Annotated in this window: 9 protein-coding genes; 6 read left to right on the top strand and 3 right to left on the bottom strand. The window is 44.5% G+C overall.

Translation table 11 applies throughout. From position 1 onward, the window contains the following. Nucleotides 1–413: 413 nt before the first annotated feature. Nucleotides 414–1,688 (top strand): CinA family nicotinamide mononucleotide deamidase-related protein, encoded by a 1,275-nt coding sequence (locus CXF86_RS06660; RefSeq protein ID WP_102038644.1) that lies wholly within the window; start codon nucleotides 414–416, stop codon nucleotides 1,686–1,688. 45 nt (nucleotides 1,689–1,733) lie between these two features. Here the strand turns inward: CXF86_RS06660 and CXF86_RS06655 are convergent, their stop codons facing one another. The 3 genes from CXF86_RS06655 to argE form a co-directional block, all read right to left on the bottom strand. Then, complete coding sequence (locus CXF86_RS06655) at nucleotides 1,734–2,276, bottom strand: YceB family lipoprotein (RefSeq protein ID WP_101093461.1); 543 nt, start codon at nucleotides 2,274–2,276, stop codon at nucleotides 1,734–1,736. After that, nucleotides 2,276–4,912, bottom strand: a complete 2,637-nt coding sequence (gene ppc / locus CXF86_RS06650; RefSeq protein WP_101093460.1) for a phosphoenolpyruvate carboxylase — start codon at nucleotides 4,910–4,912, stop codon at nucleotides 2,276–2,278. The genes CXF86_RS06655 and ppc overlap by 1 nt, the downstream gene beginning before the upstream one ends. A 168-nt stretch (nucleotides 4,913–5,080) precedes the next feature. Next, a complete protein-coding gene (gene argE, locus CXF86_RS06645; RefSeq protein WP_101093459.1) occupies nucleotides 5,081–6,232 on the bottom strand; it encodes an acetylornithine deacetylase in 1,152 nt (383 codons plus the stop codon). A gap of 273 nt (nucleotides 6,233–6,505) precedes the next feature. Between argE and argC the strand changes: the two genes are divergently transcribed. The 5 genes from argC (at nucleotide 6,506) to argH (ending at nucleotide 11,988) form a co-directional block, all read left to right on the top strand. Beyond that, nucleotides 6,506–7,495, top strand: coding sequence for an N-acetyl-gamma-glutamyl-phosphate reductase (argC, locus tag CXF86_RS06640; protein ID WP_102038643.1), 990 nt, complete (start codon nucleotides 6,506–6,508; stop codon nucleotides 7,493–7,495). A gap of 38 nt (nucleotides 7,496–7,533) precedes the next feature. Beyond that, nucleotides 7,534–8,319 (top strand): acetylglutamate kinase, encoded by a 786-nt coding sequence (gene argB / locus CXF86_RS06635; protein WP_101093464.1) that lies wholly within the window; start codon nucleotides 7,534–7,536, stop codon nucleotides 8,317–8,319. A gap of 12 nt (nucleotides 8,320–8,331) precedes the next feature. Further along, the gene (locus tag CXF86_RS06630; RefSeq protein WP_101093457.1) at nucleotides 8,332–9,240 is read left to right on the top strand and encodes an ornithine carbamoyltransferase; all 909 of its coding nucleotides are present in this window, start codon (nucleotides 8,332–8,334) and stop codon (nucleotides 9,238–9,240) included. A 68-nt stretch (nucleotides 9,241–9,308) separates the two neighbouring features. After that, the gene (locus CXF86_RS06625; protein ID WP_102038642.1) at nucleotides 9,309–10,538 is read left to right on the top strand and encodes an argininosuccinate synthase; all 1,230 of its coding nucleotides are present in this window, start codon (nucleotides 9,309–9,311) and stop codon (nucleotides 10,536–10,538) included. A 79-nt stretch (nucleotides 10,539–10,617) separates the two neighbouring features. Continuing rightward, the gene (argH, locus tag CXF86_RS06620) at nucleotides 10,618–11,988 is read left to right on the top strand and encodes an argininosuccinate lyase (protein WP_102038641.1); all 1,371 of its coding nucleotides are present in this window, start codon (nucleotides 10,618–10,620) and stop codon (nucleotides 11,986–11,988) included. The last annotated feature ends 31 nt before the right edge of the window (nucleotides 11,989–12,019 follow it).

Genomic DNA, 12,019 nt, shown 5'->3' with positions numbered 1-12,019 from the left:
TATCCAGGCGCCACTCTTTCTAAGATTGGTCTCGAAAGAGAGTGAACAGCCCATTGCTAACGCAATGGGCTTTTTTACGTCTGCGATTTGAGTGTTTTTAAGTCCGCTGATTTCAATCGCAATACTTTCGAAGTTTAGATAGTAGACATTATCATCGTGCTAATAATGTGAATTTCGCCAGCTAATCTATTTAGTGGTATTACTGCTAAATTCTAGATGTATTTATAGATGTTCAGTACTCTTTACTGCCATTTGATGTTTAAAATTCGGCGATCTCAAGCTGGTCGAACTGACTCTTAACTCACCGCGTAAACCCATGTTCACGTCAATAAAATTAATTAATTACAATTGGTTATTGCTATTACTGCTGAGCTCTCCTAGTTTAACTGCAATTAAATGCTGGGGATTGTGCTATGAAGCTAGAAATGATTTGTACAGGTGAAGAAGTATTGGCGGGTCAGATCGTTGATACGAATGCGGCATGGTTTGCTAATACTCTGATGGAGCATGGTGTAGAGTGCCAGCGTCGGATCACAGTTGGTGATCGGCTCGAAGATCTTATCGCTGTTTTTAAGGAGCGCAGTACGGAAGCTGATGTCATTGTTGTCAATGGTGGCTTAGGCCCTACAAGTGACGACTTATCCTCTGAGGCAATGGCATTAGCTAAAGGTGAACCTTTGGTTGAGAATGCTCTTTGGCGTGCTCGCTTAGAGGACTGGTTTACTCGTAACGGTCGAGTGATGGCGGAGAGTAATCTTAAACAAGCATTATTACCTGAATCTGCAATTATGATAGATAACCCGGTCGGCACCGCATGCGGCTTTGCTGTAAAGCTTAACCGAGCTTGGTTGTTTTTCACTCCGGGAGTGCCGTTTGAATTTAAACAGATGGTAAAAGAGCAGTTTGTACCGTTTATTAAAGAAAGATTCGAAATTGCGGGAGATATTTCACTGCGTAAGTATTTAACGCTTGGGCAAGGGGAGTCATCTTTAGCTGATGCACTTGAATCTATTGTATTACCAGAGGGGATAACGATCGGTTATCGAACCTCTATGCCACATATCGAAATAAAGCTATTTGCGCGTGGTAAGTTGGCGATCGGTGAGATGGATAAGATTGAGGCTCAAATACGATTTTTACTTGGAACGGCGATAGTTGCTGATAATAAAAAGAGCTTAGCCGAAGAGATCCATAGGCTGTTAGTTAGTTCAGAAAGTAGCCTAAGTGTTGCAGAGTCATGCACTGGAGGTATGATTGCGAGCCAGTTAGTTGCATTTGCGGGTAGCTCATCTTATTTTCATCAAGGCTTAGTGACCTATAGTAATGAATCTAAAGTGCGAGTGTTAGGGGTAAAAGCCGAAACGTTAGATGATCATGGAGCGGTGTCTATTGCAACCGTAGAGGAGATGGCTAAAGGAGCAAGGGGCATTTTAGGCAGTGATTATGCATTGGCTACTAGTGGTATTGCTGGCCCTACTGGTGGCACAGAGGACAAACCCGTTGGAACAGTTGCTATAGCCTTGGCGACTAAAGGGGGGGTTTATAGCCAGATGATCAAATTACCGAGACGTTCGCGTGATTTGGTTCGTAGCTTAAGCACCGCCGTTGCATTTGATATGCTTCGTAGAGAGTTACTGGGTGAGGCCGTGATTGTGGATTATGGCTCAATTACTAGATTTAAAAAATAGCAAAAAGGGCAATAATGAATCATTCATTACTGCCCTAATTGAAATCTAGTCGTCAAACACTAACACAAGCTTGCCTGGTTGAACCTCAATGCGCTTGGTCATTTCAGCTATAAGAGCCTGATTTGATTCTTGTGTATCGAGTACATATACAGGCTGAGTTTCTAAGAACTGAGTCAGGAACCCCATTAGCTGTGGTGCTATTGAGCCTATCGCTTTCTCAATATCCTTAGGTTGTGACTCTACTTTTACCAAATTAAGGTTACGTAGATAAACACTATGATTGCTAGCATCGTACCAAGGTTGTGCTTCAAACTTCGCCGTTAGGTCAGCACTAATGGGAAGTAAAGGATTGCGTACTTTGATTCGAGTTGAAGCTGTTACTGCCATCGTATCGGGCTTTTCGCCTAAAGTGACCTCTATATTGTTAACTTTAAGTTCTATACCGAAAATTTGATTACCTTGCTTGATTTCAAAGTGCATCTCGTCACTGAGATAGCCTTCTAATTCAGTTTCGGTAATGCTGTATTGACTGACGCAGCCAGTCAATACCAGCAATAAGCTACTTAGAGCTATCTTGATAAATTTCATTAGCCAGTGTTTCTCATTCCTGCTGCCACACCTGCAATCGTTAACATGAGTGCCAGTTCGACATTAGCAGACGTTTTTTCCTCTCGGCGAGTACGGGCTAAAAGTTCTGCCTGAAGGAAGTTGAGTGGATCAATGTAGGGGTTTCTCAACTCTACCGATTCTCTACTCCAAGGAGTATGTGCCATTAAGCTTTCTGATTGAGTTAGCTCTAGTACTGCATCTATGCCAATGGCGAGACGTTCACGTAATTGGACTCCTAAATGATGCAGCTCTTTAGGTACTAAGCTAGTTTCATAGTACTTTGCTAAGTTGGGCTCGGCTTTTGCGTAAACCATTTCAAGCATGGATATACGGGTTTTAAAGAAAGGCCAGTGTTGCTCCATCTCCTGTAATAATGGCAGTTCGCCCCTTAGTGAGGCTGCTTGCAATGCTTCTCCTGCACCTAGCCAAGCGGGTAGCATTAAGCGGTTTTGAGACCAAGCAAAGATCCATGGAATAGCACGTAAACTCTCTATGCCACCATCAACTCTGCGCTTGGCAGGTCGACTGCCCAAAGGTAGTTTTCCTAACTCGACTTCTGGTGTTGCTGCGCGGAAGTATGAGACAAAGTCCGGTTCTTCTCTAACGATGGCGCGATAAGCAAGTACCGATTCGTCAGCTAGTTGCTCCATAGCTCTGCGCCATTCGGGTTTGGGCTCTGGTGGCGGAAGTAAAGTCGCCTCCATTACCGCAGAGGTGTACAAAGCAAGGCTTTGTACTGCCAACTTAGGTAGGCCGAATTTGAAGCGGATCATCTCGCCTTGCTCTGTGACTCGAATACGCCCATCAACAGATCCAGGAGGTTGAGACAAAATAGCCTCATGCGCAGGTCCACCTCCGCGGCCAATAGTGCCGCCACGTCCATGGAATAGTGTTAGTTTTATATCTGCATCTTGGCTCACTTCGACGAGTTTCTCTTGTGCGCTATATTGTGCCCATGCTGCAGCCATGACACCTGCATCTTTTGCTGAGTCAGAATAGCCAATCATGACCTCTTGCGTGCCTTTAGTGTATCCACGATACCAATCTATGCTAAAGAGAGACGACATACATTGAGAGGCATTGTTTAAATCATCTAATGTTTCGAATAGTGGCACTACTCGCATTGGATGAGGGCAACCAGTTTCTTTCAGTAATAATAATACGGTCAAAACATCAGAAGGCTGGCTGGCCATTGAAATAACATAAGAACCCATGGCTCGTGCAGGTTGAGTGGCAATTAAGCGGCAGGTTCTCAATACTTCCGCAACGTCATCTGACCCTTGCCATGTCACAGGGATTAATGGGCGCTTGCTAGTGAGCTCTCTGAGTAAGAAAGATTGTTTTTCATCTTCTCCCCAGTGCGCATAATCTCCCATGCCTAAATATCGAGTCAATTCTGCAATGACATCGGCATGACGCTGCGCATCTTGACGGATATCAAGTCTTAGCATGTGGATGCCAAAGCAAGCAATGCGACGCAACATATCAAGTAATAAGCCGTTGGCTATCAGACTCATACCACGATCACTCAAGCTCCTGTAAAGCATCATCAGTGGATCTTTAAGATCTTTTTCTTCCCAGATAATGTCGTTTAAATCGACTTCAGGCTGATGACCTTCAAGTCTGGCATTGAGATAATCGATGGTTTTTCTTAGCTTTTGTTGGAGGCCTTTTAATACGTCACGATAGGGTTCGTTACTGTTGTTGGTGTAAGCAAGAAGCTCGTCATTTGCACCTTCCATCGACAGATCATTGACGAGTAATACAACATCTTTAAGGTAAAGTCTGGCTGCAGTGTGACGATTTCTATCCAATACTTCTTGAGTGACCACAGAGGTTACAAATGGATTGCCATCACGATCGCCGCCCATCCAACTGGAGAATCTCACTGGCGCAATATCAATCGGCAGTTGGGTATTAGTACGCTCTTCCACCTGTTGGTTTAATTGTCTTAGAAAATCAGGGATAGCTTGCCACAAAGAGACTTCAATCGTGCTTAGGCCCCAACGTGCTTCATCAACAGGCGTTGGACGCTCGTTACGGATCTCATTGGTATGCCAAATTTGTGCGATAAGCTGACGTAAGCGTAGATGGTGCTGTTTCTTCTCTTGTTCAGTTAATTGCGGGTTTTCTAACGCGGCGAGCGAATCAACGACTGCGGAATATTTTTGGATTAATGTACGTCGCGAAATTTCCGTTGGATGCGCGGTCAACACTAAATCGATATCAAGCGTTTTTAGGCAGTTGAGCATTTTTTCTTGATCGATATTGCCACCTAACATTCTCCCAAGAAGCTGCTCTACAGGGTCTGGAACACATACTAGCTCATCGCAATTACGGCTAATGGTGTGGAATTGCTCGGCAATATTGGCTAGGTTTAGAAATTGATTAAAAGCTTTGGCAAATGGCACTAGCTCATCGTCATTCAATGAGGACAGCAAAGTGAGCATCTCTTCGCGGGCGGCATCATTACCCTGACGTGAACTTTTAGAGAGATGGCGGATCTGTTCGATTTTGTCTAGAAAAGTGTCATCGAGATCAGTACGAATTGTGTCGCCTAAAATCTGTCCTAAGGTACCAACGTTTGACCTTAACGATGCATACATATCAACCATACGTGCTCCATATTAGTAAGCTAATCGATCACAATACCTAGCGGCTGTACACTAGGCAATGATCTAGTTTGGGTTATTGCGCCTGAATGTGCTCTAACTCACCTTTCAATTCATTAATTATGACGCTCAGAATAAGTTTGGACTAAATATTGGCCTCGACAGCATGAGTTATTTTATACAGGCATGATATATCAGCTCTTTTATTAGCTGTTTAGTACGATTGATATAGTGCAGGTCAAGATACTCATCTGGCTGATGAGCTTGCTCAATACTGCCAGGACCGAGTACTAGTGTCTGACAACCCAATTGACGTATATAGGGTGCTTCAGTTGCGTAGTTGACGACTTCAGGCTCATTTTTGGATATTTGTGCAACGAGCTTGCTCCAACTACTGTCTTTATTCTCTGCAAACGGCTCCGAACCTGGATATAAAGGGGCGACACTTATGCTGCCAGGATATTGGCTAGCGACAGGCTCTAAGTAGTTAGTTACCATCAGCTCCAGATCTTCAAGTGCGAGCCCCGGTATCGGGCGGAGATCAATATGTAGATCACAGCAGCCACAAATTCTATTGGCGGCATCGCCACCGTGAATGTGACCAAAGTTCATTGTAGGGTAGGGTACGCTAAAGGCATTCTCGCGGTAGTTGTCGGCTAAATGTTGCTTAAGTTTGAGCAGTTGTCCGGTGACTAAATGCATGACCTCTATGGCATTGAGTCCTTTAGCGGGATCTGATGAATGACCACTTCGCCCCGTAACCTGTATACCTTGCGTAAAGTGCCCTTTATGCATATAGACGGGCTTAAGGCTAGTAGGCTCACCAATAATGGCGTAATCAGGGCTGATAGACTTAGCTGCTGCAAAGGCTTTTGCACCATTCATGGTGGTTTCTTCATCGGCGCTAGCGAGTATGTGTAATGGGCGTTTGAACTGGTCCATTGGCAATTCTTTTAAGGCTTCTAACACTAAAGCAAAAAAACCTTTCATATCGCAAGTTCCCAAGCCATACCAACGGTCATTTTTTTCGACCAATTGGAAAGGGTCTTGACTCCAACGGCCCTCATCAAATGGAACTGTATCGGTATGCCCCGCCAGTAATAACCCACCTTTTCCGCTGCCAAAAGAGGCGACGAAATTATGTTTATTACGGGTGTCGGGAACTGGTTGAGCTTGGCAGTTCATGCCTAAATCGGTAAACCAACTATGCAATAGCGCTATGACGGCTTTATTGCTCATGTCATGTTGTGCTTCTAATGCACTGATTGAAGGTGCCGCGATTAACTGAGTGAAGCTACTCTTTATGTCTGGTAATTTTTTCATTAAAAATACTCAAATATATATTCAAATATATTGCATAATTAGTTTTGTGTGGTAGTCTATCAAACAGCTAAGATAAGTACCATGTTTTGATGACCTATAAATGAGAGTATATATGTTTAACCTAGTTCAATTATTAATTATTAAGGTCAGTAATACCCACTTCCTGCGACGATAATCTTGTCTTTATGGTGTTCAGCCAGGGCTTAAGTTGTGCCCATTCTTTTTTTCGTTTTGTCATCTAAATTCAAGATTAAGGTTTTAAACTCATAGACTATGAAAAATATAGCCATTATTGGTGCTAGCGGTTATACCGGCGCACAAATCACTTCTCTCATAAATGCTGAAGCGGACTTATCCATTCAAGGCCTTTATGTTTCTGAAAATAGCTTAGATAAAGGCAAGCCGCTTGCTGAGTTATACCCTACATATAGTCATATTAATCTTTGTTTAAGCCCGCTGACCGATGATGCTAAAGCAGCCATCATCGAACAGGCGGATGCGGTCGTATTAGCGACCGATCATGTCGTGAGCTTGCACCTCGCCGCTTGGTTTTATCAAAGGGGACTAGTCGTCTTTGATTTAAGTGGCGCATACCGTTTCGAAGAGTTAGAACAGTATCCTAAGTGGTATGGTTTTACTCATGAATACCCACAAGTCCTCGCTGATGCTGTTTATGGTCTCGCAGAGTGGAACGCGGAGAAAATTGCTAGCAGTAAAATGATTGCGGTACCGGGTTGTTATCCGACAGCCTCGCTTACGGCACTTAAGCCGCTATCACACTTGCTTTCTGACGTATTACCGGTGATTAATGCTGTCAGTGGCGTAACTGGGGCGGGCAGAAAAGCGCAGCTTCATACTAGTTTTTGTGAAGTCAGCTTAATGGCATACAGCGTACTCGGTCATAGGCATCAACCTGAGATAGCAACTCAGCTAGGACAGGAAGTTATCTTTACTCCTCATTTAGGCAATTTTAAAAGAGGGATCCTCGCCACTATTACGGTGAAGTTAGCGGAAGGTACGACAAGCAAGGACATAGAAGCAGCCTATCAGTGCTATGACAATACGTCACTGGTGACGGTAAAGCAGAATCAATTTCCCAAGATTGACGATGTAGTGCAAACACCAAATTGCCTTATCGGTTGGAAGTACGATGTAGAGACAAATTACTTGGTGGTATCAAGCGCAATTGATAACTTAATGAAAGGTGCTGCTAGTCAAGCGCTGCAATGCATAAAGATTCACTTTAACCAATTGTTAAAATAACAGGCTTGGAAACAGATATGGCAACGTTAAATACTGATATGAATGCAAAAACCAAACCTGTAATGGTGCTTAAAGTGGGTGGTGCATTGTTGCAGTGCGAAATGGGCATGGCGCGTCTAATGGAGACCGCTGCAAAAATCATTGCTAATGGTCAAGCGCTTATTATGGTGCATGGCGGAGGCTGCTTAGTGGATGAGCAACTCAAAGCAAACAATATGGTGACGGAAAAATTGGACGGACTCAGAGTCACGCCAGCTGAACAAGTGCCCATTATTGTTGGTGCGCTGGCTGGAACCTCAAATAAAATACTGCAAGCCGCGGCCATTAAGGCGGGCATTACCAGTTTAGGCATGAGCCTTGCTGATGCCGATATGATGACAGCAAGCATTAAAGATCCACGACTCGGACTTGTCGGCGAAGTCGAACCAAAGGATGCGAGCTATCTTGAGTTTGTGCTAGCTAAAGGTTGGATGCCAATTGTTAGCTCTATCGCAATTAGTGCACAAGGCGAAATGCTTAATGTTAATGCCGATCAAGCCGCCACGGCTTTGGCTAAATTAGTCGCTGGAAATTTGGTGTTGCTGTCTGATGTATCGGGTGTACTCGATGGTAAAGGGCAATTGATTAACAGTTTGAATCGAGCAGAGGTTGCCGCATTAACTAAGATTGGTGTGATAGACAAGGGTATGAAAGTTAAAGTCGAAGCAGCATTAGATGTTGCAGAATCGATGGGACAAACGGTGCAAATTGCCTCTTGGCGTCATGCAGAACAACTTATTGCATTAAGCAACGGTGAAACCGTTGGCACACAGATTCAACCATAGGAGAGCGATTTCATGGACCATTTATTATCAATTAAAGATTTATCACAGCAGCAACTTTTGGATCTGTTAGCGCTGGCTAAAGCCATTAAGGCTAACCCTGCTGATTATAGAAAAGCATTAGACGGCAAGAGTGTTGTCATGTTGTTCGAGAAGCCTTCATTAAGAACGCGTGTCAGTTTTGATATTGGTATTAATAAGTTAGGGGGCCATTGCTTATACCTTGATCAGCAAAATGGGGCTCTCGGAAAACGTGAACCTGTATCAGATTTTGCAGCAAACATATCTTGCTGGGCAGATGCAATTGTAGCGCGCACATTTTTGCATTCAACAATAGAGCAGTTAGCAGAACATGGTTCAGTGCCGGTCATTAATGCGCTTTCTGATCTTTACCATCCGTGTCAGGGCTTAGCGGACTTTCTAACTTTGTCTGAGCAATATGAAGATGTCAGTAAAGTGAGATTAGCCTATGTTGGAGATGGCAACAATGTGACCCATTCATTGATGTTCGCAGCGGCTATTCTTGGGGCTCATCTCACCGTATTGTGTCCGCCGGGTCATTTCCCCGATGGCAAGGTTGTTTGCGAAGCGCAAGCGTTAGCCGAAAAACATGGCGGAACCTTAGTGCTAAGCTCTGATGTTGCGGCTATAGCGGGTCATGACGCTATTTATACCGATACATGGATCTCGATGGGTGACGGCGCCTCAATGGAAGAAATTGAAGCTAAGTTCAAACCTTATCAGGTGAATGCCGAGTTAATGGCAGCCGCTGGCGCTAAGCATTTCATGCATTGTTTGCCAGCCTACCGAGAAGTTGAAGCTACCGCTGACATTGTAGATGGCGCAGGCTCGCTGATATTGCAGCAAGCAGAAAATCGTATGCATGCACAAAATGCAGTGCTGGTGACCTTATTAGGTCAGTAACAACGAGTTAATTAATTTATATTTCGTTGAGTATTCGACGAGAAGATATCAAGTATTAGGAAGTAAATATGTCAATCGAAGCAAAGAAAACAGACGTTAAAAAAGTCGTTCTAGCGTATTCAGGTGGTCTCGACACTTCAGCCATTATTCCTTGGCTCAAAGAAACTTATGATAACTGTGAAATTATCGCCTTTTGCGCCGATGTGGGCCAAGGTGATGCAGAGCTTGAAGGTCTATATGAAAAGGCGATTAAATCGGGCGCATCAGAGTGCCATATCGTTGATTTAAAAGAAGAGCTGGTGGCTGACTATATCTATCCTACCATTGCGACTGGCGCTATTTACGAAGGAACCTATCTACTCGGTACCTCTATGGCGAGACCGATTATTGCCAAGGCTCAAGTCGAAGTCGCACGTAAAGTGGGTGCGGATGCGGTTTGTCATGGTTGTACGGGTAAAGGCAACGATCAGGTGCGGTTTGAAGGCTGTTTTGCTGCGCTAGCACCGGATCTTAAAGTCATCGCTCCTTGGCGTGAGTGGGAGATGGTGAGTCGTGAAGATCTGCTGGATTACCTTGCTGAGCGTAATATCGAAACGACATCGTCATTAGCTAAGATCTATAGCCGTGATGCTAATGCTTGGCATATTTCGCACGAAGGTGGTGAGCTAGAAGATCCATGGAACGAGCCAACTAAAGGTGTGTGGACGATGACGGTCGCGCCTGAAGATGCGCCTAATGAGCCTGAATATGTTGCATTAGAACTTGAGCAAGGCAAGATCACCAAAGTGAATGGTGAAGCACTTTCGCCTTACAAAGCACTCATGGTACTGAATGAATTGGCAGGCGCTCATGGTGTCGGCAGAATCGATATTACCGAGAATAGACTGGTCGGAATGAAATCTCGTGGTTGCTATGAAACCCCAGGTGGCACCGTGATGTTTGCTGCACTACGTGCAATTGAAGAGTTAGTGCTTGATAAAACGAGCCGCGAATGGCGTGAACAAGTTGGCGCGCAAATGGCGCACCTAGTCTATGACGGTCGTTGGTTTACCCCCCTCTGTGCATCATTGCTTGGAGCATCGAAGCCGTTAGCGGATCTCGTTAATGGTGAGGTTATTATTAAGCTCTACAAAGGCCAAGCAAGTGCAGTGAAAAAACGTTCGCCTAACAGCTTATACTCAGAAGAGTTTGCTACTTTTGGTGACGACGATGTTTATAACCAGAAAGATGCTGAAGGCTTTATCCGTTTGTATTCGCTTTCGAGCCGGATCAGAGCATTACACGGTCATAATAAGTAGAGTCAAAACTGACTACTCACTAAATTCAACATTATCGTGGCGGACAGATTGTCCGCCCAGCATCTAAGAGGAAGCCAAAATGGCATTATGGGGCGGCAGATTTAGCCAAGAGAGCAGCGCACTGTTCAAACTTTTTAACGACTCTTTGCCTGTGGACTTCCGACTTATAGAGCAAGATATTCAAGGCTCTATCGCATGGGCCAGTGCTATTACTCAGGTGGGGATTTTAACCTCTGATGAGTGTACACAATTACATGCTGCGCTCAATGAGCTTCTGGTCGAAACATCAGCGAGTCCAGAGCTGATTATTGCCTCTGGCGCTGAAGATATTCATAGTTTTGTCGAGCAATCGCTTATCGCTAAAGTGGGTGACTTAGGTAAAAAGTTGCATACTGGACGTTCACGTAACGATCAGGTCGCTACCGATCTTAAGCTTTGGTGTAAGAAAGAGGGCCAACAACAACTTGTGCTACTTGCGAAACTTAGATCGGCGCTTATTGCACTCGCGGAGCGTGAAATTGAATCTGTCATGCCAGGTTATACTCATTTACAAAGAGCGCAGCCAGTGTTATTCGGTCATTGGTGCCTCGCCTATGTTGAAATGTTCGAACGTGATATAAGCCGCTTAGAAGATGCATTAAAGCGTGCCGATACTTGTCCATTAGGGACGGGTGCTTTGGCGGGGACCGCTTATCCAATGGATAGAGTTAAACTTGCCGAGTCATTAGGCTTCGCAGGACCAACGCTTAATAGCCTCGATACGGTATCTGATAGGGATCATGTGATTGAGATTTGTAGTGATGCGTCAATTAGTATGATGCACTTGAGCCGTATGGCTGAAGATTTAATCTTCTTTAACAGTGGAGAAGCGGGCTTTATCGAATTAGATGATGAAGTCACCTCTGGTTCTTCATTGATGCCGCAGAAGAAAAATCCCGATGCACTTGAGCTTATTAGAGGCAAGACTGGTCGGGTTTATGGCAGCCTAGTAGGTATTCTTACTACGATGAAGGCGCTACCACTGGCATACAACAAAGATATGCAAGAGGACAAAGAAGGACTATTTGATGTGATGGATAGCTGGGCTATCTGTCTCGAAATGGCAGCCTTGGTGCTAAGTGGTTTACAAGTTAATCGTGAAAGAACATTGATAGCCGCGCAACAAGGTTATGCTAACTCCACTGAATTAGCCGATTACCTTGTGGCGAAAGGGATGCCGTTTAGAGAGGCACATCATGTGGTAGGTGAAGCCGTTGTTAATGCCATGGCCAAGCAAACACCGCTTGAAGAACTGCCATTAGAGGAGCTGCAAAGTTTCAGTGCTATCATCGAAGCTGATGTTTATGAGTGCTTAACGATTGAGTCGTGCTTGGCAAAGCGTGAAGCGCTGGGTGGAACATCACTGATTCAGGTAAAGTCTGCATTAGCGGTAAAACAGTCGAGCCAATGATCACTTAACTCGAGTTTAGGTGGTCTAAATT

This window comes from Shewanella sp. GutCb (assembly GCF_002836135.1).
GTDB lineage: Bacteria > Pseudomonadota > Gammaproteobacteria > Enterobacterales > Shewanellaceae > Shewanella.
The sequence above is the reverse complement of the archived record's forward strand: the minus strand, read 5'-3'. Positions and strand labels throughout refer to the sequence as shown.